The organism is Paenibacillus sp. GCM10027628 (genome assembly GCF_042676385.1).
Classification (GTDB): domain Bacteria; phylum Bacillota; class Bacilli; order Paenibacillales; family NBRC-103111; genus Paenibacillus_E.
On the sequence record NZ_JBHTHA010000010.1, the window covers coordinates 14,105 to 39,724 of the forward strand.

Consider the following 25,620-nt stretch of genomic DNA (forward strand, 5'->3'; position numbering starts at 1 on the left):
ACAAGAAAAAAAAGACCAAGGCTCTGTCTCTTATTGAGACGAACTTTGGTCTTTCATCTTGTATAAACAGTACTAGAACCGTCTTTTTCCCATTAAAAATTTCTTGTTTCCTTTTTTCGCGGTCACAGGCACGTGTCTGTAGCTGCGAATCATCGGATTTTTGCATAACGGGCAGTTCGGTAAAGCCTCCGTAACGAATTCTTTGCGAACCCATGCTTTACAATCTGCCTCTTTACACTTCCAAATTTCTACCTGTTCTACTTCCGGTTTCGTCTCTAGCTTCTGTTCATCTGTAGTCGTTGATGTAGGCATTTCAATTTGTTCTCCCTGTTTCATTTATTAGACTACTAATTATTATACAGATCGGCATGAATATCAAGCCTTTAGGGTGTCCATTTTTATTTACCAGTGGTAGAATGGGTAAGACGGTTACAATTTAGACACAGATACAAAGGCAGGAGTCCCCATGTCGAATTTGCTTTACGAATGGAAGTCACAGTTTCAAGGCTATAGTCGGAATATTCTCTTATTCTTCTGGTTTAATTTTGTATGGAACCTGGGTTTGGGCATGTTCGGTCTTGTCTACAATCTTTATGTGAAAAGTCTCGGTTACGACCAGACCATGGTCGGCAGCATTGTCGGGATGAACGCATTAGCCGCGGCCATTATATTAATACCTGCAGGCATCATGAATGATAGATTCGGACCTAAGAGGGTTATCTCCTTCGGTCTTCTATGCGTCATAGCGGCGTTGACCACAAGAACACTGATTGAAGGACAACAAGGTATGCTCATCTCCTCATTCTTTGGCGGGGCAGCGCTTGCCGTCGTATCCGCGACGATTTTGCCGTTCATGGCGAACAATTCAACCCCTCAGCAGCGCGTTCATTTATTCAGTTTTAATATGGCTCTCGTCATGGTTGCCAATGTTGTAGGGATCGCGCTGGGAGGCGCCCTATGCGACTTTTTCCAATTCATGATCGGGCTCGCTGAAATACATAGTATGCGTATTACGCTGCTCATCGGTGTCGGTTTTGCCGCGCTCGGCGTCATCCCCATGCTCATGTTCGAGAAGACGGGGCAAGAGCTGGAGACCAGCCGCGAGCGTCTCCCGTTAAAGCAGATTTGGAAGCAGCATAAAACCTCCCTTCAGGTAATAGGGATCTTCGTTCTTCTTGGCTTGTTGTCCTCAACAGCAGGCGGCATGATTGTCCCTTATCTGAATGTCTACTTCGAGGATCGCTTCGAGGCTTCAAAAACCGCGATCGGCATCATCGTAGCTCTGGGACAGGCTGCAACAGCCGTGGCCTTTCTGATCGGGCCAATGATTGTGAAGCGGTACGGAGAAGTGAAATCCGTCGTCTATTTACAGCTCAGCTCTATTCCTTTTTTACTTCTTACAGCTTTCTCTTCGAACTTTTACTTGTCATCCTGCGGCTATTTGTTCAGGCAAGCGCTAATGAATGCCGCTAACCCATTTTACAACTCGATCAAAATGAGTTATGTCCATCGCTCTTTGCGAGGGCTCGCGTCGAGTTCGGGTGAAGCCGTCTTTAACCTGGGATGGTTTCTCGCCTCCCCCGTCAGCACAGGACTTGTTTTCCGCTTCGGGCCTTATTACGGGTATGCCTATGCGTTCTGCATTACAGCGGTTGTCTACACGCTGATCTCTATATTGTTCCTCGTTTTCTTCGGAAAAAACCGGTTCAAGCCTGTTCAAGAATCGAATCAATAAAAGTACCTTCCTATCGTTGACTGCAACGATAGGAAACACATACAATATATATGACAGCGCTACCATAACCTTAAATCATACGTTCATTATCTATTTCTGTGATTGTGAGGGGGTTTCTTGTTGCGGAATAGAATGATCTTCAATAGACAAAGCATTGTCTTAACGTGGCTGATCTCGTATATCGTCGTACTCCTGTTGCCGATCGTGATTGGCTTTTTACTTTATTTTGAGTCGAGCAAGACGTTAAAAGAAGAAATTCATCAGGCAAACGATTCCTTACTCAAACAAATACGCGAGGTCATGGACAACCAGTTCAAAACGATGGAGCAATTGAATTTCGAAATGACTTGGGGCGTACGCATGCAGGAGCTGCTATACTCCAATAAGTATGATACTTTTCCTAAGGATTACGCTTATGATATTTATCAGATTGCACAGGATCTTAAGCTGTACAAGACCTCCTATCCATTAATCGATTCCTTCTATGTTTATTTAAACGCCACGGATTCAGTTGTTCTTCCCGGCATTGTCAGAAATGGGGCATTTGCGTATGAAACTTTGCATCGCAGTGATGCATTCACCTATGCTTCCTGGTCTTCCATTGTCGGTAAAAGCAATTTCAAAGGCTTCATCCCCATGTACCGAATTAATGATGACAACAAACTGCAGAAAACCGTTGCTTATATTAGTACTTACCCGCTAGAGCGCGACAAGCCCGTTGCAACGAACGTACTGATGATCGATCAATCCCGTATTCTCGGAGCCATTCAAAATATGGAAATTTTCAACAAAGGGCATGTGCTTATTTTGAATGAAGATAATCAAATTCTCGTCTCAAGCTCCAACCTCACCCTGCCGAACGATTTTCCATATGCGCAATTGCAAGATGCCGCGAACTTATTTTATTCCGATCCAAACGGGGAAAAATATGAAGTATCCTACATCCAATCCCCTCGCTCTAAACTTAAATATGTCTCGATGATTCCAAGCAGTCATTATTGGAAAAAAGCCGAACATGTGCGTAATTTAACGTACTTGTCGATGGCGGTAAGCCTGCTCGGCGGCTGTATGTTGACAACATTCTTCTTGCGTAAAAATTATCATCCCGTTCGCCGCCTTGTGGAGGCATTTTCAAATAAGGCGGCCTTGCCCGCCCGGAGACGCTTTAATGAATTCCACTTCATTCAAGAAGCTGTGGACAGCACCTTAAGCGAAGTGGACAATATGAAGTTGAAAATGGAACAGCAGCGTCACATCATCCGTTCCAATTTCATCGTCAAACTGCTTCGCGGCAAGCTTGACAGCCAGGTGCCGATCGCCGAAGCTTTAACCACGTTTGATATGAAATTTGATACGAACGATTTTGCCGTTTTGCTGTTTGTCGTCGAAGATAGCCGTGCCTTCATGGAACGTATATCCGATATGCAGGAAGGCGATAAGTGGAAGCTGCTGCATTTTATTATCATGAATGTGGTGGAGGAATTAGTAGCTCGGAAATACCGCGGTTACGCGACCGAGATTGACGATTCGATTGCCTGCTTAGTTAATGTGATCCATGAAGCCGGCCATAGCGCAAAGAGCGAGCTGTTGCACATCGCGCAAGAAGCGCAAGCCTTTCTGGCGTCGACTTATGAGATCCGGATGACCATTTCCATTAGCCGTATTCATGAGCAGGTTACCCGTGTATCCACAGCTTTTATGGAAGCGTTGGATGCGATGGAATATAAGCTGGTGATGGGCCGCCACGAGATTGTTACTTTCGACGATTTGCAAACCGAGTTAGCCGGTGAAACAGACAATGGTTATTATTACCCTTTGCAGGCTGAGCAGCAGTTGATGAGTGCCATGAAGTTAGGGGAGCTCGAGAATGCCAAGGGGATTCTTGCTGACATCATGGAACGCAACTTGGAACGTCCCGGGGTTTCCGTTTCTTTAGCCAAATGTCTGATGCTGAATCTGGTTTCCACCATGATGAAGACGGTAAGCGAGACCGGTGACATGCAGGAGAGCTTCTTTATCCGGAATCCCAAACAACTGGACCGCCTTATCACCAGTAAGACCATTCAAGAGATGCAGCAGCAGCTGATTGAAATTCTTCATCAAGTTTGCGATTATACCTCCGTCAGGCGTCAGCAGAACATGGCGCTATCGCGACAACGGTCATTGCAAAAGCTCGTAGACGAAGTCATTGCTTACATCGAAGAGCATTATAAGGATCCGAATCTGAATGTAACGATGATCGGTAACCATTTTGACCGCAAAGCCACCTATTTATCCAAGTTGTTCAAAGATTTCGTCGGCGTTGGCCTGCTGGATACGATCAACAAGGTGCGCATCGAGAAGTCCAAACAACTCATGATGCAGCGTGATCAGTCAGTCGGAGATGCCGCGGGCTGCGTAGGATTCAATGATATTAACGCATTCATTCGCGTGTTCAAAAAAATAGAAGGCATTACGCCGGGGAAGTATAAAGAATTGACCCAGAAATAAGCTGCGATACGCGGCTTTTTTTTGTAAATGGCGTTTTTCACGATACTATTGTATATTTTGCATAGTCTGCTGGCAGATTTCACGAAGTAATTGGATATTTTCGCGATAGTTTGCATGTAAGCGTTGTCATATAGTAGAGACAAGGAACGACGGATCTCAAGCCTACGTTCCTTTAGCAATGGTCTGGCGATCAACCAATTGATAAACGGTCTGGAGGTCCACTATGAAGAAGAACAGAAAAAAATTGTACATGATGCTGGTCGTAACGTCATTGACGGCAAGCTTCACTGTAGCTTGCACATCCAATAGCACAAGCTCCAACCCGAGCAGTTCGAGTCCAACGGCAGCAGCAGGTGGCGCGGCAACCCCGGGCTCAAGTGCAACGACGACCTACCCGATGAAAACGGATAAAACACTTACTTATTGGGGCGAAATAAACGGCAATCTGACGGGTGTCAAATCCGCACACGCGGATGTCCCCTTCTTCCAGGATTGGCAGAAGAAAACCGGAGTGAATCTGAAATTCTCCGCTCCGCCAACGAACCAGGCCGAACAAGCATTGAATGTCATGCTCGCATCAGGCGAATTACCGGATATGATCGAATACGATTGGCTCACCAAGTTCCCCGGAGGGCCGGAAAAAGCGATCAAAGACGGCTACATCCTGAAACTGAATGAGACCATTGATAAATACGCGCCGAACCTGAAAAAATATTTGAAAGAGCACCCCGCCGTCGACAAGCAGGTTAAAACTGACAACGGCAGCTACTTTACGTTCCCCTTCATTCGCGGCGACGATTATTTGCGTGTTTATCAAGGCCCCATCGTACGCAAAGATTGGCTGGATGAGCTTGGCCTGCCGGTTCCAACCACGATTGATGAGTGGTATACCACACTCAAAGCTTTCAAAGAAAAGAAAGGCGCAACGGCTGCATTCGCTGTTGTCAGCGTTCCCCGGCCTTTCAATGAGCTTAGCAACGGCGCTTTCGCCAGCGCTTTCGGTGTGACACGCGACTTCTTTATCGATAACGGAAAGATAAAGTTCGGACCAGCGGAGAAAGGGTACAAAGATTTTCTCGCAACATTTCACAAATGGTATGAAGAAGGTTTGATCGATAAGAACTTCGCTACCGCCGATACCAAATCGATGGATGCGAATATCGCTTCCGGTGCAACAGGCGCTACAGTCAACAATGCTGGGGGCGGTATTGGCAAATGGCAGCCGCTTATCGTGGCCAAGGACCCGAAAGCCGTGCTTATCGGAGCCCCTTATCCCGTATTGAAGAAGGGTGATACCGCCATGTACGGCCAAAAGGACCCCGCCAACTCTCCAGGAGGCATGGTCGCTATCACAGCCAAATCCAAAAACGTCGAAATTGCCGCAAAGCTTCTCGACTATGGTTACTCGGATGAAGGGCATATGTTCTTCAATTTCGGCACCGAAGGCGTATCCTATAATAATGAAAACGGATATCCGAAGTACACCGATCTGATCTTGAAAAATCCGGATAAGCTCGCTCCTGCGCAGGCTATGTCTATGTACATACGCGGTAACTACAACGGTCCTTTCGTGCAAGATAAGCGTTACATTGAACAATATTTAGCCCTGCAAACACAGCGCGACGCCGTCACTACCTGGCAAAAGACTGATGTTGATAAATACAAACTTCCACCCATTACAGCTACACCGGAAGAAAGCACCGAGCTTGCCAAAATCATGACGGACCTGAACACCCTGGTCGATGAAATGACGCTCAAAATCATATTAGGCTCAGAGTCGGTCGACAGTTTTGACAAGTATGTGGAGAAGTTCAAGTCCGTTAAGCTCGATCGCGCGATCGAGATCAAGAAAGCTTCCCTGGATCGATATAACAAACGGTAGATTAGCTTGAGGGAGAGGCTGCTCTCCCTTCTCATTCCGATCCGCACGTTTAATGAAAGGAGTCCACACCCATGCGCAAAGGAACGGATGCAACCTTTACTGTCCGCTTCAAGCGAGATTTTGTGTTGAACAAATATTTATACCTCATGATGGTTCCCGTTCTGGCTTATTACTTCACCTTTCATTATGCCCCGATGTACGGCGCTATCATTGCGTTCAAAGAATATACCCCGATGAAAGGAATCCTCGGCAGCGACTGGGTCGGACTGGATCAGTTCAAAGCGTTTTTCGGCAGCTATTACTTCTGGCGTATTTTGAAGAATACAGTGCTCATCTCTTTATATTCGTTATGTTTCGAATTTCCGGCCCCCATCCTGCTCGCGATACTGATTAACGAACTAACGAATAAGCGATTTCAGCGCTTTGTCCAAACGATCACCTATATGCCTTATTTTATTTCCCTTATCGTCATTTGCGGGATGATTAAAGATTTTACGAACAGCGGCGGCGTCATCAACAACCTGCTGACCTATTTCGGCGCTAATGATACGGCCATGCTCCAGAAGCCCGAGCTGTTCCGGACGATCTATGTGCTCTCGGAAATTTGGCAAAAAATCGGCTGGGAATCGATCATTTATCTGGCGGCATTGATGAGTATTGATCAGGAGCAGTACGAAGCAGCCCGGATGGACGGCGCCAGTAGATGGAAGCAAATATGGAACATTACATTGCCGGGCATTCTACCGACGATCGCGATCATGTTTATTTTGCGCATGGGCAATTTATTGAATGTCGGTTTTGAGAAAATCATCCTGCTCTATAATCCCAGCACCTATGATACTGCGGATGTCATCTCCTCCTTCGTATTCCGGAAAGGACTGCTCGAATTCGGGTGGAGCTACAGTTCGGCAGTCGGCTTATTCAATTCGGTGATTAACCTCTTGCTGCTCATCGCAGCGAATAAATTCAGCCGAAAAATAAGTGAAAACAGTCTATGGTGAGAAGGGGGAGCTTACTGTGAGGAACAGCTATTCCGACAGGGTATTTGTAGGGCTGATTCATGTGGCCTTAATGGCGCTTGTTATCGTAACTCTCTACCCGCTTCTCTATGTAGCCTTTGCCTCCATCAGCGATGCGGGTCAATTGATTACACATAAAGGATTTTTGTATAAACCGCTTGGATTTAGTTTCGAAGCTTACAAAAGTGTCTTTCATAATCCGGCGATTCTCAAAGGGTACAAAAATACGCTGTTCATTCTTATTTTCGGCGTCTGTACGAACTTGATCGTAACCGCCTTAGGCGCTTATGTCCTTTCCCGTAAAAATGTGATGTGGAACCGGGTATTCATCTTCGTCATCGTGCTGACCATGTTCTTCAGCGGCGGATTAATTCCGCTTTACCTCGTTGTCAAACAGGTCGGATTGATCGATTCACTCTGGGCGACGATCATCCCTTTCGCAGTCAACACCTTCAATCTCATCATCATGCGTACCGCTTTCATGGCCGTACCCGAGAGCTTGGAAGAATCGGCCAAAATGGACGGAGCGAATCATTTCGTCATCTTGTTCCGTATTATTATTCCACTCTCGATGCCCGTTATTGCCGTGATGATCCTCTACTATGCAGTGGAAAAATGGAACGGCTGGTTCTATGCTTCCATCTTCATTAAAGAACGCGAGCTTTACCCGCTGCAGTTGACTTTGCGGGAGATCCTGCTTGCGAACAATACGGATGCCATGTCCGCTGGCGCCAACGCCGCCGATCAATTCCAGCTCGGGGAGACAATCAAGTATGCGACGATTATGGTCGCTTCGGTACCCGTCTTGATCCTGTATCCTTTCGTGCAAAAGTACTTCGTCAAAGGCGTTATGATCGGCGCTGTCAAAGGGTGAAGGAGCCCACTAAGTGAAGTGGAACCTTCGAAAGCCCGAAATTCATCACCTCCAATTGAAAACAAACTGGGGTGTCTACAGTTTCCCCTTACCCGTCGTGAAAAGAACCAAGGTCTCTAATTAGAGAACATTTTGACGCATTTGGTGGGTAAATGACCACCAATCAGGCTTCGAACGAATAAAATTCCATAATTAGCGAAGATTGTTCGTTGATTATGGACTTTTGTTCTTTCGAGCCCCGAAATGGCTATTTCTCCGAAATTTAGCGTCAAACTTGTTCACTAATAAAGACCTTTGTTCTCTGTCAATCTGGTGACCCGAAGGGTTACCCCCTCAGAACTGAAGCTGCCCCTAAGTAGAATGATCTACTTAGGGNAGACCTTTGTTCTCTGTCAATCTGGTGACCCGAAGGGTTACCCCCTCAGAACTGAAGCTGCCCCTAAGTAGAATGATCTACTTAGGGGCAGCTTCTTTCTTTTCTAGTTAGGCTTGCTGGGAAAAGGGATTCGTTTCTTTGATTTCGGGGCGAAACCAAATATTTTTAAAATCAAACCAACCGAGCGTATTGACGGCAATCCCCTTCAAATGCGGGCTGAATACGGTCTGCTGTTTCGTATGTACCAGAAACAGCACGCGGTGCTCCTCCGTCAGCAGCCGTTCCATCTCGCGAATTTGCGCCATGCGCACATTCGCGTCAGGCTCTGCAACGATACGCGCGATCGTATCGTTAAAGGTTTGCCGCTGCTCATCCGATGCACAGACACGGGTCAGCATGTTGCCGATCTTATACATCTCAATGAGACAGCGCGCCTCATCGTCATCAGCCACGACGCCGCCCAGCAGCACGTCGCCTTCCAGAAGCAGATCGATGCTGGACATTTCCTTGTACGTATACTCGGTCAGATGCATCGTGATCCCCACGGCAGCGCAGCGATCCCGAATCCACTCCGCTTCACGATGGTGAGAGTGCGTAAAGATCAGCTTCAGCGGCTGCCCGCCGTAACCGCTTGCCGCCAGCAGTCCACGCGCTAACTCCGGCTGATTATCTTTTAAAGACACGCGTGGCCTATCCGGAGGAAGAAAGCCCTCAGCCGGGATCGCGCCATTCAAGCCGAGTTCAGCAATCATCCCGAGCCGATCAAGCACAAGATGAATCGCCCGGCGGACCTCGCGATCCTGCTGCGGTCCTTGCTTTCGCAAGTTAAAGGAAAGCAGGTTCGATCCGAGCGTCATGACTTCTTTTTTTCGCCAGTGTGCTGGTGCCTGCTGCGTGTCATGATTCAATTTACCCATGTGAAAATTCCACTGCTGCCAATTCCGCTTACTGACAAGCTCGGGTACATAAAGCAGCTCAATTCGATCCAAATGCGCGCCCTCGCGAAAATAATCTTCAAACGCTTCCAGCGTAATGCCGCCATCATCATGCCTGGTTATGCGAAACGGGCCTGTGCCTACCGGCAGCTTACTGATTTCATCGTTGCTCCTGGACTTGTATATATCCTCTGGCAAGATAGCTGTTGGATACGAACTGACATAGTGAGCAAACATATAATTCGGAGCTTCCAATATCACCTGAACGGTTAGGCGATCCAGGGCATGGATACCGCTGATTTTTTCACCAAGCCAACGGTTGGGTGAATCCTCATTGCCTGTTGACCGAAGCCTGTTCAACGAATAGACGACATCAGCTGCTGTAAGTTCCCGTCCATGATGAAATTTAACGCGTTTTCGTAAATAGAACGTCCATACGCTCCCATTTTCGCTGCATGACCAGTTATGAGCAAGGCTTGGTTCAAGGCTGCCGCGAGCAGGATCATACCGAAGCAGCGTATCAAATGTCTGCTTGACGAAATGCAAATCGCGCGAGAACAAGATCTCGGCGGGATCCAGGGTCTCGATCCGATTGTGCATCGGCAGACGGAGCGTCTCTATGGCTCCTGCCTCCTGCGTTCCCCGGTAGCCGAAATAGTCTCCGAGCCATGCCAGAAACCGGTCGGTCAACCCGATATCCAATCCTTCCATTTGAAACAAGCTCATGGCACTGTTCAAATTGCCCTGCTCCACATACAACTTGGCCTCGGCCATCAGCAGTTCTTCTGCCGATGCGAGAAATCGGATCGCCGAACGGTGACCTCTTCCGCGGCCGGGTGTCCACACGATCCAGCCAAGGTCGCTCATTTTACGGATCAAAATCTTCACGTTGCGTTCCGTACAGTACAAGTAACCCGATATTTCTTCAACCGTGACAGGTACATCTTCATTTGCGCGATGCCCGAGTCGTATCAAAGATGCTTTCAACTGTACGTATTGCAAGGCAAGCTGCATGCAGGTGTCCTCCCCTATTTATCCAATAATGAAAAAGTATAGGGGTCCGGTTTCATTTCGTCAACGATCTTATGAAGTTTTGAAAAAGGGGAAAGCTTCTTTCATCCTTGTACACTTTTTAAGCGGCTACCATCTGCTATAGTAGGTCTACCAACTATTTCGATCAAACTAAGCAGGTGAATCTCATGACATTCTTTCAATTTCATCCCAACGTACGGCTGCGTATTATGATGAGCTTCTTAACAAATACGCTCGGTAACATGGTAACACCATTCATGTCCGTTTATTTTGCAAGAACGCTTGGTACCACGATTGCAGGTACGGCGACAGCCATTAGCATTTGTATCGCGCTCCTCTGCGCGACCATCGGCGGTCACTATGCGGACCGGTTCGGCCGCAAGAAAGTGATGCTAATAGCCGAGATCGGCGGCACCGCGGCTTACGCCGTCATGGCGTTAGCCAACTCGTCGCTGCTGCACTCGGCCAGCCTCACACTCCTGATGACGATGCTCATCAGTGCGTCTTCGGGGTTTGGCAAGCCGGCGGTCGAAGCGATGCTCATCGATGTGTCGGAGCCTGACACGCGCAAAGCTATTTACCGCATCAACTATTGGTGCAACAACTTGGCCATTTCAGTTGCGGGAATGATCGGCGGTTTCTTTTTTAGCGACTATTTATTCGAGCTCTTGCTGGCGGTAGGCGGTATGTCGCTGCTTTCGCTGATCATCACGGCCCTGTTCATTCAGGAGACGATGCCAAGTGAGCCCCAAAATACTTTGGCATCCGGCAAAGAAGACGCTGCAGCACACACTTCGATGTTTCGGCGATATGCTGAAGTGCTTCGTGATCGGAGGTTCATGATCTACGTCTTAGCCGGCATCCTCACGGTATCCGTCGAGATGAATATGACCGGATATATCGGCATCCGGCTCGCGCAAGACATCCATCATACGGCCTGGCTGCCCGGATTATCAGCCACCGTCGACGGCCTGCCGCTAGTCGGTTTCCTGCGGACGGAGAATACGATTGCGGTCGTTCTTCTCTCCCTCTTCGTAGGACGTGTGTTAAAAGGACGATCCGACACCCGCGTGATGCTTGCCGCGATGTTGTGCAACATTATCGGCTACTCGTATCTCGTGTTCGGTAATCAGCCTGGGCTGCTCGTCCTCTTGATGCTGCTGGCTACCGTGGGAGAGCTTACCTACGTTCCGCTCAAACAGGCCCTGCTCGTCCAGCTCGTACCCGATCATGCCCGCAGCTCCTACATGGCACTCAGCTCCATGACGAATCGGGCCGCGCAAATCATCAGCGGTCTGAATGTGGTCATCGGCGGCTTCCTGTCCCCGGCTGCGATGGCAGCGCTGATTCTGCTTACAGGTCTTGTCGGCGTCGGGCTGCTCGCCTCGATTGTACCAGGCTTGAAGGCAAAGGAAGCTAGTCTGCAAAGCGCCGGAATCTAGAACCACGCGACGAACCCAAACAATCTGCCTCCTCAAAACAAGGGCTGACCTTGAGTGGATCATCTACTTTCTGTAGGAATGATGGCGAATTTGACGAAATTTGCCGTTTTTAATCATCTTTTAAGGTTTGCCCCTTAAAGTAGAAAGGAATGTTTTGAGAGAGGTGATTGATTTTGCAGCAATATCAGGGTTACAGCTTGACTCAGCCTAACAGTTCTCCGCCGTTGAAACCACGGCTGAAGCCGCGGCGCAGACGTTTATTTCGTACTTTTGCCTTTTTGTTCCTTCTGTTCATCTCGGTATTCCTAGGCTGGTTTTATTTCACAGCATCGGGAACGAGCTGGAGATACATGCTTGCTGATACAATCATTACAACACAGCATCGCGACTTGGCCAAATATCTCATTGGACAAGACGAATTGAATCATAGAGTCGACGATTATTTCAAAAAATTCGATGCCATGGGTTTAGTAAAAGACAATCGAAATATTGCCGTTTCCTCGACTAAGAACAACGCGGTTGAAGTTGAGCCGGTTTCGAGCAATAAATTTAAAGGGTACATGCTAATCGTTCATAATCCTCAAATGATTCGCGTCGTCACGACAAGCTTAGCCGGGCAAGGCGAGCAAATTCTAAGTATGGTGAAAAGAACGGGAGCCATCGCCGGTGTAAATGGCGGCGCCTTTGACGATCCGAACTATGACGGAAATGGTTTTAGACCGATCGGCGTTGTCATGTCCGGAGGCAAGCTGCTCTACAGCGATGGAGGGATGAATGATCCCGTTAACGTCGTGGGACTTGATCGAAACGGCATTATGGTGGCAGGACGCTACAAACCTTCTGAATTAATCAAAATGGGAGTTAGAGATGCTGTCACCTTTCAGCCCAAATTCATTGTTAACGGCAAAGGTCTTGTGAAAAACGAGGCGGATGGCTGGGGCATTGCCCCCCGTACATGTATGGCGCAAACCAAAGACGGGACGATTATTTTCCTCGTCATTGACGGCAGACAACCTGGTTATTCCATGGGTGCAACGCTCTATGACGCACAACAATTACTATTGGATAAAGGAGCAGTCACCGCGGCTAATCTGGATGGCGGTTCTTCCTCCGTACTCGTTAACCATAACGAGGTGGTGAATCGACCGTCTAGCAGTTATGGGATGAGGTATTTGCCGACTGCTTTCCTGGTGTTTGACCATCCCGACAAGGTCAAAGTGACGAATATGTGGGCTGGCGTCGACATGTCTCACTTCGATTCCTCCGATAAGCCGTTCGCGGCGAAATAATAGGTTCAAAAACGCAAAGAGCCCCGGGAAGGGCTCTTTTGCATTGTCTCTTATTTAGCTTGCAGCGCTTTGTCAACGAATTCCGTGGTATACGTTTGATCCAGCTTAATGCCGGCATCTTTTAGCTTCGGATTAAATGCGCTCAAAACTTCCAGCACTTTTTGCGGAGCATCCGCAGGCATTTTTCCATCTGGAGTGAACATAGGCAGCGTGCCTTTAAGCGCGGTTAAATACATGTCTTTATCGCCTGCATAATATTCCTTAGGCAGTTTATCGGCAATTTCTTCAGGCTTATGCGTGTTGATCCATTTCATCGTCTTCACGAAAGCATTCGCTAAATGCTGTGTCACGTCAGGATGAGCCTTGACATACGAGGTTTGCATATAAAGCGAAGTAGCCGGATAGTTGCCGCCTAATGCTTGCTTCGTCCCCTCAACCGTGTTCATATCTACAAGAACAGAAGCAATATTTTTGGAAACGAGCAGGGATACCGTAGGTTCAGTGGTTACAGCCAAGTCGATTTTCCCTTGCTGCATCGCAGCAATCAGGGTTTGCCCTGCCCCAACAGGCACTGGCGTGTAATCTTTGGTTGTGTTACCTCCTTTCGTTACCAGGTAGTTCGCGAGGAAGTTCGTTGAAGAGCCGAGTCCGGTAACGCCGATCGTATGACCTTTCAAGTCGGGCAATCCTTTGATCTGATCTTTTAATTTATTGGATACCATGAGTCGTTCCCCTGGGATCCCCGCCATTTGTACGACGGATTCAAGAATCTTTCCTTTGGATTGCATATCGATCGTATGGTCGTAGAATCCGCCAACCCCTTGCACTTCGCCGGCAATTAGCGCTTCCTCTGCAGATTGTCCAGCGGCTTCATTCACCAATTCGACGGTCAGACCTTCATCTTTGAAATAACCCAAACTTTCCGTTAGTTTATAAGGCAGGTAGATGACCTTCTCCAAGCCTCCGACCATGATCGTCACTTTCGGCATTGGAGCAGCTGCCGGGGTAGCCGCACTCGTTTCAGCGGGTTTTGCCGTATCCGCAGGCTTGGCGGGATCTTTACTTGGCGCAGCGGCCTGCTGTGCAGCCCCGCATCCTGTTGCAAGCATGGCAAGAATAGCGACACTGGACATTCCTGCTGCAATTTTTTGGCTTTTTCTCATCGTTTTTACCCCTTCTCACATGAGTTTTTATTATTACTGGCGGACAAAGCGCCAAGCAATAAACCTTTTTTCCAACTTGCCAACGGCCCAATTTGCAACTAATGCGGTTAACGAAAGCAATACCATGCCGGCGAAAACGCCAGCTGTGTCAAAGGCGCCCTGAGCTTGCGAGATCAGAAATCCAAGACCTTTAGTAGCCCCAATGAACTCGCCGACTACAGCCCCAACGAGCGCGAAGCCGAAGCTGGAATGCAGACTGGACAGAATCCACGTTAAGGCGGAAGGAATGATAACATGTCTGGCCAGCTGTCTATTGTTAGCGCCCAGCAGCCGCGCATTGTTGACCAAATTCTTATCGACTTCGCGTACGCCCTGGAAGGCATTGAAAAAGACCACGAAGAAGGTTAAAGTGACGCCCAGAGCAACTTTGGACGGCATACCCAATCCAAGCCATAGAATAAAGATGGGAGCGAGAACTACGCGTGGAAGCGCATTCAACATTTGGATGTAAGGACCGAGAACAACGGATAAAATCTCATTCCTCCCTAATAGGTAGCCTCCGATTACACCTAGAGCCACCCCTATGACAAACGAGAGAATCGTTTCCTCAAAGGTTACAATGAAATGCACATACAAGGGGCCTTGGCTTGTGCCGTTCTGGAACCAATCTACGATGTGCAAAAGAATTTCCGACGGGCTGGAGAAGAAGAACTTATCGATGATTTGCCGGTCGGCCAGAAACTCCCACAGGCCAAAAATGATGATGGCCAGAAGAATTTGAAGCGTCAGGTTGCGCGTTCTGATCTTCAATGCCTTCTTACGCATTTCTCTTTTCCTTGTATCGATTTCTTCTTTCGAATTCTTATTTATGGCCGACAGTGTGTGCATAGCTGATCATCACCTCATCCCTTAAATCATTCCAAATTTGTTCGTGAAGTCTCATAAATGCCGGATCAAACCGAATTTCGGCCACATTGCGCGGGCGCGGCAGATCAATCCGATAATCGCCTTTCACAGTCGCCGCCGGTCCAGCGCTGAGTACAACGACCCGGTCGCTTAACGCTATGGCCTCCTCCAGATCATGAGTGATAAAGAAGACGGAAGCCGATGTCTCTTCCCATATTTTGAGAAGCTCATTTTCCATCAAATGGCGCGTATGCACGTCGAGTGCGGAGAACGATTCGTCCATCAGCAAGATTTGCGGTTGCACGATGAGCGTTTGCGCCAACGCAACGCGTTTTCTCATTCCGCCGGACAATTGATGAGGATAATGCCCTTCAAATCCTTTCAGTCCAACAATCTCAATCCATTTTCTTGCTTCGTCATAGGCTTGGCGCTTTTCAGTGCCTCTTAATCGTAAACCTAGGGACACATTATCGATGACCGTTTTCCACGGGAACGCATTTTCAGTTTGAAATACACAAGCGGCAATGCGGTTGATCCCTTCCAGCGGTTCATTTTGAATCCGTATCGTCCCTTTCGTCGGCGATTCGAATCCTGCGATTAAACTTAACGTCGTCGATTTCCCACAGCCTGTCGGGCCGACAATGGAAACAAATTCACCTTTTCCTACAGTTAAGTTGATGTCGCGCAGCACCGTATGGACTTCACCGGATGGTTTCAGAAACTCTTTGGATACTCCTATTAACTCGATCATAGGTTTCGCATTTACTTTCGCTTCATATCGAACGTGTTCCGTCTCTGCGCTCATTTCTCGCTGCCTCCTGACTTGCTTTTTTTGATTGATAGCGTTTACAATTTTGAGTATAGTTGAACATAAAGTGACCGTATATATTGTGCTAAAAAGTTCATTATTTACAATAAAAACGGTTTTCACAATAAACCCAACGGAATCGAAATGGAGATGCACACGATGAAACCGAAGCGGCTGTTGACCTTAAGATCGAAAATCAATCTCCTGGTGCTGTTGAATATTTTGTTTGTTCTAATCCTGGTAATATCCGCGATATCCTACATTACTATTGACAGGAAATTTAAAGAAACAGGCGATCGCGCTATTTTTCTGGCAAGAACGATTGCAGGGATGCCCCAAGTGGTTCAGACGTTAAAGGAGCCGAATCCTTCATCTGTCATCCAACCGCTGGCCGAAGATTTGCGCAACAAAACGAAAGCGGAATTTATTGTGGTTACCAATATGGATTTAATCCGCTTCAGCCACCCGAATCCGGCGAAAATAGGGTTGCCCCTCGATGGGGAGGACGCCGATATGGATCAAAAAGTACTGCAAGGGCTGGAAATTCAATCCACCTCCGGAGGCAGTCTCGGGCTTTCAATCCGCGGGAAAACACCGATATTCGACGAGAGCCATCACCAGATTGGGCTTGTTTCCGTCGGCTTTCTTGTGCAGGATATTTGGAAAGATATTTATAGCATCCTCTTGAAAATCGCCATCTCGGGGATTGTCGCCCTACTTTTCGGTCTCTTCGGCGCTTATTTGTTATCCGGACACATCAAAAAACAAATTTTCAACATGGAACCTAATGAAATTGCCTTCATCACACAAGAGCAAGCAGCAATCCTGAATTCCATCCGGGAAGGCATTATTGCCATCAACAGTGACGGAAAAATTACAACCTGCAATCACGAAGCCAAAAAAATATTGGAAATGGAGAATGTGGATGTTGGTGGCCGCGATATTAACTCCATTCTCCCTACTTCGCGATTGTTGGAAGTGCTTGAAGAAGGGAGCCTCCATCAGGATGAGCCCATGATCATAGGAAATACTCTGGTGATTACCAATCGCGTACCTGTTCGGGCCAAAGGAAAAGTCATCGGCGCCGTAGCCACTTTCCGGGATAAACTTCAGCTCGACCAAATCGATCAGCGCCTCGCCGATATCGGCCAGTATGCCGATTCATTACGAAGCCAGCGCCATGAGTTCATGAACAAACTTCACCTGATTTCGGGTTTGATCAAAATGAAGGAGTATGAAATGGTGAACGAATTGATCGAGCAAATTAATGAAGAACAACAGCATTTATTGAATTTTTTCTTGTCCAGAATTCATGATCCTGCAGTAATCGGCGTGCTGATCGGCAAGCTGCACCGGGCCAAGGAGCTTGGCATTCAGCTCATCGTTGACTCCGAATCGATGCTTCCCGACCCATGTCCGCATCGGGATATCGTAATTACGCTGCTAGGGAATGCGATCGAAAACGCCCTTGAAGCCATTGTAGGCGCTGCTTCCAAAGGAAGTCCGGGTACGATCATCGTTCGTTTCGAGGACGAGGTCGATCGGCTGACCATTTCCGTGCAAGATACGGGGCCGGGCATTGATCCTCTGCTTGGTGAAGACGTGTTTAAGGACGGAGTGTCAACCAAAGGAAGCGGGCGGGGATTTGGACTTACTTTACTGGCCCGATTGATTTCAAATATTGGAGGCGAATTATCCATTGAAAGTTCGTCTTCAGGCTCGACATTAGCAGCTAGTTTACCTAAAAAAGGAGGAACGGCCCGTGAGTAATTCCCCTCTTCGCGTAGTCGTCGTTGACGATGATTTTATGATTGCAAGAATGCATGGCAAATTCATTGGCTCGCAAGAAGGCTATGAACTGGTGGGTACCGCTCACAATTATGAACAAGCCTTGTCCGCGACGCTTGCTGCGAAGCCGGATTTGCTGCTGCTCGATGTGTATTTGCCCGATCATTCAGGCATTGAACTTGTGCGCACCATCCGCAGCCAGAACCTCCCCTGTGACATTATCCTGATTACAGCTGCCAAAGAACGTGAAATCGTCGAAGAAGGTTTTCGGTTAGGCATTTTTGATTATTTATTTAAACCTTTTGACTTGGAGCATCTGCAAAACACGCTTCTTAAATACATCCAATTTAAGTCCCGTTTATCCTCCACCGATCCATTGAATCAGGAGTCGCTGGATAATCTAAAAAAACTTCGAGCGCCGGATACAGGCGTGAGTCCAGTCACCCCCAGCCCTTTCCAGAAAGGAATTGACATTAGGACCCTGGAACGGATTAAACAGTACTTGAAAGAAATCAAGGAGTTTCAAAATGTAGATCAGATCGCCCAGCGGGCCGGCGTAAGCCGCTCCACCGTTCGAAATTATATGACTTATCTGGTAGAAGAGCATATAGTTGAAGAATATTTACAATACGGCACAATCGGCCGTCCTCAACGGCTATACCGATTGAAAGAGTGAGCGGAAATGCGGATAAGACAAAATATCTCTATGTCCGAGCACTCACTTAAAGACTTAAACATTCCGGTGCGGTTAAAACAACGCAATCAACCATGGCGTCACGCATAACGTGACGAAAGCGGTGATCAGCATCGCAATACCGGCGACGGAGCCGGTTACGGCGCCATCCTCCAATGCTTTGCTGATGCCCGCCGAATGGGCGCTCGTGCCATACATGACGCCGCGGGCAACCGGCCCGCGAATCCGGAACCATTTGACGACTAGCGGTCCCGCAATGAGACCGAGCAGTCCCGTAATTAACGTCGCTACCGCAGTTAATGTCGGCATGCCGCCGATCATTTGGGATATGGATATGGCGATCGGCGTCGTTGCGGAGCGCGGAGCCAGACTATCCATAATTGCGGAATTGAGCCCGAACAGGTGGGCTAAACCTGCGGACGTAACAATCGCAGCGACTGCCCCGCACGCGACGCTCGTCATGATGGTGTAGGCATGCTTTTTCATGATGTCAACATGCTTGTAAAGCGTAACCGCCAACGCAATGGTAGCGGGTTCGACCATTTGACTGAGCCAACCTGCGCCTTTGTTGTACGTGTCAAACGATACGCCGCTTATTTCGATGATCGCGATGACGAGAACCGGAGTTATGAGCAGCGGCGTGAGAACCACTATGGGAAATGCTCGATATAATCTTTTGGCAACCCAATAAATGGCAATTGTCAAACCTAACCAAGTCAGTGTCTCCATTACCCGGCCTGCCTTTCATGCCGATTTGCTATCCATTGACCGATTAACCCTGAACATAGCATCACCATGAATGTGCTACATACTATTGTGAGCACAATAAATACTCCGCTTTGCATCACCAATGATTTATATTTGATAATGCCAACCGCTGCCGGAATGAAAAATAAAAGCATTTCCGCAAGCAACCATTTGGAACCCACTTCGACCCAGTCCAAACGAACGATTCCACTCTTGAGCAGCGCGAAAAGCAGAAAAATACCGAACACGGTCCCGGGGATGGGGAGATGAAGCCATTGTACACAGGCATCAGCCAACTTGGCAGTAAGCATAAAAAAGAAAACTTGAATCATCGTTTGCAGCAGCTTTCTCAACTAAATCCCGCTCCCTTCGGTGAGTTCAGTATACAAGAATGTTTTTCATAGGTAAAATGAATTCATACCATGAATCACATTCCTTTTGGCTATGAATAAAGGAGTTAAAAAGCCGCTATGGACATACGTCAGCTGCAATACATTCAAGAGATCGTGCGACTGAACAGCTTTACGAAGGCGGCAGAAATGCTGCATATTACACAGCCTAGCATCAGTAAAGCGATCAAACATTTGGAGAACGAACTTCATACGGAATTGTTTATCCGGGAGGGAAAGCACTTCAGACTTACCGATGCAGGGGAAGCGATAATGAGGCATGCAGGGCCTATACTGCAGCTATTCGATAGTCTGCAGTCCGAGCTCAATGACCTGACCTATTTGAATCAAGGCAGCATTCGGATCGGTCTACCTCCGATGGCCGGATCCAGCTTTTTTCCGGGTGTGATCAAAAAATTTCAAGATCGTTATCAGGGCATTGCTATTAAAATGGTGGAAGACGGCGCTAAGAAAATTGAGGAGAGCCTCGTCGAAGGCACTTTGGATGTGGGGGTTGTGCTCGCACCGATAGATGCCGCGGTGTTCGATTCTTTTCCTTTGATTGAAGATCGGTTGAAGGTGATTTTGCCTCTTTCTCATAGGCTCGCGAAGGAAGAGCAAATCAATTTGGCTAAACTGGCAGAGGAACGGTTTATCTTGTTCAACAGCGATTTTGCCCTGCATGGCCGAATTATTAACGAGTGCCGAGCCGTCGGATTTGATCCGTTAATCGTTTTTGAAAGCTCGCAATGGGATTTCATCGGAGAAATGGTAGGCGCCGAACTTGGCATTGCGATGTTGCCGGAGACGATTTGCCGCTCTCTCCGCGCTGAGAAGGTCGCTGCAATTCCTTTGGTGAATCCGATCATCCCCTGGCAGCTGGTCATGGTGTGGAAACGTGAGGGCTACCTCTCTTCAGCAGCGAGGGCGTGGATTGCGTTCACCCAAGAAGTTTTTGCTGCAGAGCACCAATATTAGCTAGCGTATGTATAGGGCGCATTTGATTGGAGCAATGTTCCAATTGGCTGCTTGTTTTCTTCACTCCCAAAACCACTAACTCACCTTCTCTTTTCTAAGGCCGTTCGTTCTTTAATAAGGTACTCAAGAGACTCTAATGTGTGTGATTCGACCGGTGTCTTTCATTTACCCGCAAATCAGCCTCAATCTTACATACTTTCCTGTCTAATGAGAAAAAGATTGCCGTCCATCCACCTTTGCGGGGCCGATGAAGCGGCAATCTTCTTTATTTCTACGGGATCAACAAGATTTTGCCCGTGCTGTTTCTGCTCTCCAGCAACCGGTGGGCTTCAGCACCTTCGCGCAAACCAAAGCGCTTGAACTCTTCCAGTTTGAGATGTCCTTGCCGTATCGCATCGAACAAGGAATAGGCCCGTTCGATCCGGTTGCTGCGAGTCGTCACATGGTTCCACAGATCGCCGCCCGTCAATGTTTTCGACGTGTCCATAAGCATCCGCGGATCGATTGGCGCCGGATCTCCTCCGGCCATCCCATAGAAGACGACGGTCCCTTTCGTCTTCGTCGCCGCAAAACTATCCATCAGCGTTGAGCCGACTGAATCGTATGCGGCATCAACACCATGAAGTCCTTCCGTCCATTGAAGGACATTGGTTACCCAATCGCTGCCATAAAGAAAGACTTCATCAGCTCCCGCTCCTAATGCCACTTCCCGTTTTGCACTTGAAGAAGTCAATCCGACCACTCTTGCTCCTTTGCTGGTGCAAAGCTGGGTCAGAATCTGCCCGACACCGCCAGCGGCAGCATGAACGAGAATATCGTCCCCCGGCTTCACACGATAACTATCGTTTGCCAAATAATGCGCTGTCATGCCTTGAAGCAGGATGCCCGCAGCCTGCTCGAATGTAATATCCGCAGGCAACGGAATCGCACGGTCATACGGCACGGAGACGATTTCGGCATTTGCATAAGGGACATCAGCAAAGGCGATTCTGTCGCCGATCCGGATGCCTTCCACATCCGAAGCCACTTCCTCAACCACGCCTGCCCCCTCATAACCCAGGATGTATGGCGGCTGCCCAGCGAGGTGATAGTGGCCACGCCGTCTATAGATATCGGCAAAATTCAAGCCAATGGCTTTCATGCTTACCCGTATTGTGCCGGACACGAGTTCCGGCCCGGGGATATCCGCATAGTGAAGCACTTCAGGCCCGCCGAACTGTTCGAATATTAATGCTTTCATTGGCTATCTTCCGCTTGCAGAACAGCAAACTTGATGCACACAGGTTTAGAGACTTCCAACCTGCTTCCAGTTGGAAGCAGCTTGCCGGTCTGCTCATTTCTGGCAAACGTCACAATGTTGTTGCCGTCCCGATTGGCGACCAGCAAGAATTGTCCATCCGGAGAAATCGCAAAATTACGCGGATGACCGCCGAGCGTAGAGGCGTGTTCAACAACTGAGAGTTTTCCGGTTTGCTGATCAATCGCCAAAACCACGATGCTGTCATGCCCTCGGTTAGAACCATAAAGGAATTGACCGTCAGGGGAAATATGAATATCGGCGCATGCATTGTCCCCTTCATAGCCATCCGGCAGCGTGGCCATGGTTTGGATTTCCCTCAATTCCCCCTTCTCAGGATCATAGGAGAAAGCCGTGATCGTGCTGCCTAGCTCGTTAATGACATAGCCGTAACGATTGGACGGGTGAAAAACAAAGTGCCTGGGACCGGCCCCCGGCGCGACCTCAACATCCCCGTGCGGAATTAGCCGGCTTGCCTGGACATCCAGCTTGTACAGTATGATTCGATCCAGGCCCAGATCACATACAATGGCAAACCGGTTAGCAGCGTCCATCGTTACCGAATGCGCGCGCGGTCGATCCTGCGCCGGCAGGATGCTGGATCCATGATGCTGCTGAATATCGGCAGTCTCTCCAATACGACCATCCTCCAGCAAAGGGGAGAGACCAATCATACCGCCGTGGTAGCTGGCTACCATGATACATTGGCGCGATTGATCTAAAGTAATATGGCAAGTGGTCGCCGGCACCGTAGTCTCCTTGTTCAGCAAAGACAATTTGCCGGTTGATGGCTCGATCGAATAAGCCGCTGCAGCCCCGCAGCGCTGTCCGCTCGCATCAACGCCTTCAGTCAGTGCGTAAACTTTGAAGCTTTCTTCATCCAGATCCAGAAAAGTTGGGTTTTGGAGGCCAGAGACTTGGTCGATCAGCTCGAGACTTCCCGTTGCCGCATCATACCTGCTTGCGTACAGCCCCGTTTGATCAGAATTCGCATAAGACCCAATGATCGCAAATATCTTCTTTTTTTCCATAAAAAGCGTGCACCTCATCGCATTTATTTCCTATGCGCATTATCGCAAATCCATTTGATATTGGCAAATTATACGCATGGAAAAAAATAACTGCTCTAACCGCAGCGTCGACAATTTTTCCGGCATTGGCGCAACAGAGAGCCCTCCTAAATAAGCAGCCTACACACACTAAATTGTCTCTCTATCAGAAAAAGGTTCGGTTCTCTTCTTCCCCAAATCTTTAAGCCACATTAAAAGTTCCTCGTTTTTCTGTCATACCGACATTTCCGAGGGCGTTGTAACCTGGTATCCACCTTCAAGGGCATTTCGCTTCATTTGGCTGTCCGCCCTTGCGTAGACTTCCGTTGTTTCATTTATAATGTGCCTAAGCAAATCACGAATGTAGACCAGGTTTACTCCAACTTGAAGGAAATGCATCGCCAATCAGTGCCGGAATAAAAGCATATACGAGCTGATCGGGGCATTAATTTTAATAGCGTTTCGGAAGAGTCAGGTATCTGCAACCTTACGACAGCAACAATCCCCAGCACCTATGCCAAAAAAAAGTAAACGTGAGATGAAAGGTGCCAATAAGGATGTACTCATCGAAACTTTAAACCGCAAAATCAAGGTACTTGAGAGAGAGAGAATAAAGAATTACGAGAACAAATGAAAAAGGCTTATGCTCAGGTTTACTCAAAATTTTAGTCGGACTTACTTACATTCTTCTAGATAATAGGGTGTAAACACTACAATGTGTTTGCACCTTTTTATTTGCGTTAAAACTCGGTCATCAAAAACTGTCATATTTTGCGTTATTTTGTCATAAGGACCATGGTTATAGCCCAATTCAATTGGGAAATAAGCTATATTTATGGTAAATTATAACTATTTTTATATAAATAAGAAACATGTGACTATTATTAAGCGTCTAGTATATTGATTGGAAAATTATGAGAGATGGTAGGTGTTGCTTAGAAACATTATAATCGCCAGTACTATTGTTGATTATCTGTATATTGTTTAGCATTTGAATCAAAACCTAATTATACTTATCGGAGGATGAAACAATGGCATTTTAATAGTCTTTAAGGACAATTTTAGCAGCTACAATGCTCTGTATCTCAGTAGCAGTACCCGCAGTTAACGCCAAGTCTGCAAATAACATAGGTCCACCGCCAACAAAGCTCGGATTTCATGGAAAAAATTTAATATTTAATAAAAATCCATATTATAGGAGTGTATAAAATGAAAAAAGTTTTTAGATCTGCGCTATCTGTGGCTTTATTATCTTCATCTTTAGTTTATTCCCAAGCTTTTGCTACAGAATCAAACAATACCCCTGCAGCAACACCAGATGTTTTATCTAACTTTTCATTATCTGCCCAAAACTCATCCCAAAATATTCCAAACTTAACATTAGTTCCAAACGAAAAACATACAGTAAGTGCACCATCGGTAACGCCTTCCCAATATGTTCTTAAGAAAATTACTGATAGTGAATCATTAGAAAATACCATTCCTGCTCCTTACGGACTACCTCTATCTAAAAAAGGACTTAATGATTATTCGGAAAAACATAGGGTCAAAGTAGATGCCCCTAAACTCGATCAAATGATTAATGATAATTCTGATCAATATTCTGGAATGTATTACAATCCCGATAAAGGAACCATTGTGGTTCAAATTACAAATGATTCAAAGGATCTTAAAGAGAAGACAACAAAAAATATTAAAAATAAAGATAAAATTGAGTTTGAAATTACTAAGTATTCTAAAAAAGAAATAGATGAAGCAAAAAAAAAAATTAAAGCAAAAGCAACTCCCGGGTCGGTAAAGGCTCTCATTCCAGATACAAAAAACAATAAACTTATTGTACTTACAGCTAAAACTGATAATAAGGAGCTTGTGACTGCCAATAAGGAGCTTCTGAAATCTATGGTATCTGATCCAGGTTTGCTTAGTATCACTGAAGGACAGATCTCGACACAAGAGCATGCAGATGAAACAAATTTTGGTAATAATATTCCGACAGGGGCTTTTATTACTGGAAACTATCATAAAGAATCTGATGGCCAGACTTATGCTAATATATGTACTGCGGGATTCTACGGTAAGACCAACACTACTAATATGAATGTCTTAGTTACATCTGGACATTGTTCTCCAGTAAGTTCAGGCGGTGCTTGGTATCAACCTTGGAATGATACCCCAGCGTTCGGTAACTACTATAAAAGAACTTTTTCATCAGATCCTAATGGAACAGATGGTACTGCTGATGCTGGCTATATTGCTTTATATCCCGGATTTAATGTGAATCCAGTCGTACCCTACCCGTCCTCTACTTCAACGACCCCAATGGTTGGTTACTATACAAATAATTTGGTCGGCGATACTGTCTACTTAAGGGGAGCCAATAGCGGGGGGACTACTAGTGGGACAATCAAATACTCAAATGTAGATGTCTGGTGGGGTGGCGCTGGGTATGGTTACAAAGAAAATGAAGTTTTCGCTCAAGGCTACACAAGTATAAAAGGAGATAGTGGCGGCCCTATTCTAGCAGGTTATAGATGGGATAATGGTAGAGGAAAGTATGTCTGGGATCTTGCGGGGATTAATACTGGAACAGTTACTCTATCAGGATATGGTCCAAAAATTGAGGATGGAACATATAATGTTTATGAAAAAGTCGGTAAAGTGATGTCCGTGCTTAATATGGCTGGTGCATACTTGGCTCCATAAATATTTTTTATGTAATAGGTGGCG

Annotated in this window: 20 protein-coding genes; 11 read left to right on the top strand and 9 right to left on the bottom strand. The window is 47.1% G+C overall.

Features of this window, described 5'->3' with window-relative positions:
• Nucleotides 1-72: 72 nt before the first annotated feature.
• Nucleotides 73-312 (bottom strand): cold-inducible protein YdjO-related protein, encoded by a 240-nt coding sequence (locus tag ACFQZT_RS11190; protein WP_379299662.1) that lies wholly within the window; start codon nucleotides 310-312, stop codon nucleotides 73-75.
• Nucleotides 313-466: 154 nt separating this feature from the next.
• Between ACFQZT_RS11190 and ACFQZT_RS11195 the strand changes: the two genes are divergently transcribed.
• The 5 genes from ACFQZT_RS11195 (at nucleotide 467) to ACFQZT_RS11215 (ending at nucleotide 8,000) form a co-directional block, all read left to right on the top strand.
• Nucleotides 467-1,735 (top strand): MFS transporter, encoded by a 1,269-nt coding sequence (locus ACFQZT_RS11195; RefSeq protein ID WP_379299664.1) that lies wholly within the window; start codon nucleotides 467-469, stop codon nucleotides 1,733-1,735.
• Nucleotides 1,736-1,855: 120 nt separating this feature from the next.
• Nucleotides 1,856-4,225 (top strand): AraC family transcriptional regulator, encoded by a 2,370-nt coding sequence (locus ACFQZT_RS11200; protein WP_379299666.1) that lies wholly within the window; start codon nucleotides 1,856-1,858, stop codon nucleotides 4,223-4,225.
• Nucleotides 4,226-4,448: 223 nt separating this feature from the next.
• A complete protein-coding gene (locus ACFQZT_RS11205) occupies nucleotides 4,449-6,107 on the top strand; it encodes an extracellular solute-binding protein (RefSeq protein ID WP_379299668.1) in 1,659 nt (552 codons plus the stop codon).
• Nucleotides 6,108-6,178: 71 nt separating this feature from the next.
• Nucleotides 6,179-7,108, top strand: coding sequence for an ABC transporter permease (locus ACFQZT_RS11210; RefSeq protein WP_379299670.1), 930 nt, complete (start codon nucleotides 6,179-6,181; stop codon nucleotides 7,106-7,108).
• 70 nt (nucleotides 7,109-7,178) lie between these two features.
• Complete coding sequence (locus tag ACFQZT_RS11215; protein ID WP_379299795.1) at nucleotides 7,179-8,000, top strand: carbohydrate ABC transporter permease; 822 nt, start codon at nucleotides 7,179-7,181, stop codon at nucleotides 7,998-8,000.
• A 483-nt stretch (nucleotides 8,001-8,483) separates the two neighbouring features.
• Here ACFQZT_RS11215 and ACFQZT_RS11220 read toward each other — a convergent pair whose 3' ends face one another.
• Entirely contained in the window at nucleotides 8,484-10,325 is a 1,842-nt protein-coding gene (locus tag ACFQZT_RS11220) for an ABC transporter substrate-binding protein (RefSeq protein WP_379299672.1), read from the bottom strand.
• 185 nt (nucleotides 10,326-10,510) lie between these two features.
• Here ACFQZT_RS11220 and ACFQZT_RS11225 point away from each other — a divergent pair, with 185 nt between their 5' ends.
• Both ACFQZT_RS11225 and ACFQZT_RS11230 read left to right on the top strand, forming a co-directional pair.
• The gene (locus ACFQZT_RS11225) at nucleotides 10,511-11,785 is read left to right on the top strand and encodes an MFS transporter (RefSeq protein ID WP_379299674.1); all 1,275 of its coding nucleotides are present in this window, start codon (nucleotides 10,511-10,513) and stop codon (nucleotides 11,783-11,785) included.
• 173 nt (nucleotides 11,786-11,958) lie between these two features.
• A complete protein-coding gene (locus ACFQZT_RS11230) occupies nucleotides 11,959-13,074 on the top strand; it encodes a phosphodiester glycosidase family protein (RefSeq protein WP_379299676.1) in 1,116 nt (371 codons plus the stop codon).
• A gap of 50 nt (nucleotides 13,075-13,124) precedes the next feature.
• On the opposite strand, the gene ACFQZT_RS11235 is transcribed toward ACFQZT_RS11230, so the two are convergent.
• Genes ACFQZT_RS11235 through ACFQZT_RS11245 form a run of 3 tightly spaced genes read right to left on the bottom strand, consistent with a single transcriptional unit; the run spans nucleotide 13,125 to nucleotide 15,948 of the window.
• Nucleotides 13,125-14,237 (bottom strand): ABC transporter substrate-binding protein, encoded by a 1,113-nt coding sequence (locus tag ACFQZT_RS11235; protein ID WP_379299678.1) that lies wholly within the window; start codon nucleotides 14,235-14,237, stop codon nucleotides 13,125-13,127.
• A 33-nt stretch (nucleotides 14,238-14,270) separates the two neighbouring features.
• Nucleotides 14,271-15,062 carry an ABC transporter permease gene (locus tag ACFQZT_RS11240; protein ID WP_379299680.1) on the bottom strand — a complete coding sequence of 264 codons (792 nt, stop codon included), beginning with the start codon at nucleotides 15,060-15,062 and terminating at the stop codon, nucleotides 14,271-14,273.
• Nucleotides 15,063-15,099: 37 nt separating this feature from the next.
• Nucleotides 15,100-15,948 carry an ABC transporter ATP-binding protein gene (locus ACFQZT_RS11245; RefSeq protein WP_379299682.1) on the bottom strand — a complete coding sequence of 283 codons (849 nt, stop codon included), beginning with the start codon at nucleotides 15,946-15,948 and terminating at the stop codon, nucleotides 15,100-15,102.
• Nucleotides 15,949-16,110: 162 nt separating this feature from the next.
• Between ACFQZT_RS11245 and ACFQZT_RS11250 the strand changes: the two genes are divergently transcribed.
• Nucleotides 16,111-17,721: an ATP-binding protein gene (locus ACFQZT_RS11250; RefSeq protein ID WP_379299684.1), complete on the top strand. Its 1,611-nt coding sequence runs from the start codon at nucleotides 16,111-16,113 to the stop codon at nucleotides 17,719-17,721.
• Nucleotides 17,714-18,415 (top strand): response regulator, encoded by a 702-nt coding sequence (locus ACFQZT_RS11255; RefSeq protein WP_379299686.1) that lies wholly within the window; start codon nucleotides 17,714-17,716, stop codon nucleotides 18,413-18,415. The genes ACFQZT_RS11250 and ACFQZT_RS11255 overlap by 8 nt, the downstream gene beginning before the upstream one ends.
• A 72-nt stretch (nucleotides 18,416-18,487) precedes the next feature.
• Here ACFQZT_RS11255 and ACFQZT_RS11260 read toward each other — a convergent pair whose 3' ends face one another.
• Both ACFQZT_RS11260 and ACFQZT_RS11265 read right to left on the bottom strand, forming a co-directional pair.
• On the bottom strand, nucleotides 18,488-19,162 hold the full coding sequence (locus tag ACFQZT_RS11260; RefSeq protein ID WP_379299688.1) for an LrgB family protein: 675 nt from the start codon (nucleotides 19,160-19,162) through the stop codon (nucleotides 18,488-18,490).
• On the bottom strand, nucleotides 19,162-19,533 hold the full coding sequence (locus tag ACFQZT_RS11265; protein ID WP_379299690.1) for a CidA/LrgA family holin-like protein: 372 nt from the start codon (nucleotides 19,531-19,533) through the stop codon (nucleotides 19,162-19,164). Before ACFQZT_RS11265 ends, ACFQZT_RS11260 begins: the two co-directional genes overlap by 1 nt.
• Before the next feature lie 117 nt (nucleotides 19,534-19,650).
• Here ACFQZT_RS11265 and ACFQZT_RS11270 point away from each other — a divergent pair, with 117 nt between their 5' ends.
• A complete protein-coding gene (locus tag ACFQZT_RS11270) occupies nucleotides 19,651-20,547 on the top strand; it encodes a LysR family transcriptional regulator (RefSeq protein ID WP_379299692.1) in 897 nt (298 codons plus the stop codon).
• Nucleotides 20,548-20,818: 271 nt separating this feature from the next.
• Here the strand turns inward: ACFQZT_RS11270 and ACFQZT_RS11275 are convergent, their stop codons facing one another.
• Complete coding sequence (locus ACFQZT_RS11275; protein ID WP_379299694.1) at nucleotides 20,819-21,787, bottom strand: quinone oxidoreductase family protein; 969 nt, start codon at nucleotides 21,785-21,787, stop codon at nucleotides 20,819-20,821.
• Nucleotides 21,784-22,875 (bottom strand): lactonase family protein, encoded by a 1,092-nt coding sequence (locus ACFQZT_RS11280; RefSeq protein WP_379299696.1) that lies wholly within the window; start codon nucleotides 22,873-22,875, stop codon nucleotides 21,784-21,786. Before ACFQZT_RS11280 ends, ACFQZT_RS11275 begins: the two co-directional genes overlap by 4 nt.
• Nucleotides 22,876-24,102: 1,227 nt before the next feature.
• Between ACFQZT_RS11280 and ACFQZT_RS11285 the strand changes: the two genes are divergently transcribed.
• A complete protein-coding gene (locus tag ACFQZT_RS11285) occupies nucleotides 24,103-25,596 on the top strand; it encodes a chymotrypsin family serine protease (RefSeq protein WP_379299698.1) in 1,494 nt (497 codons plus the stop codon).
• The last annotated feature ends 24 nt before the right edge of the window (nucleotides 25,597-25,620 follow it).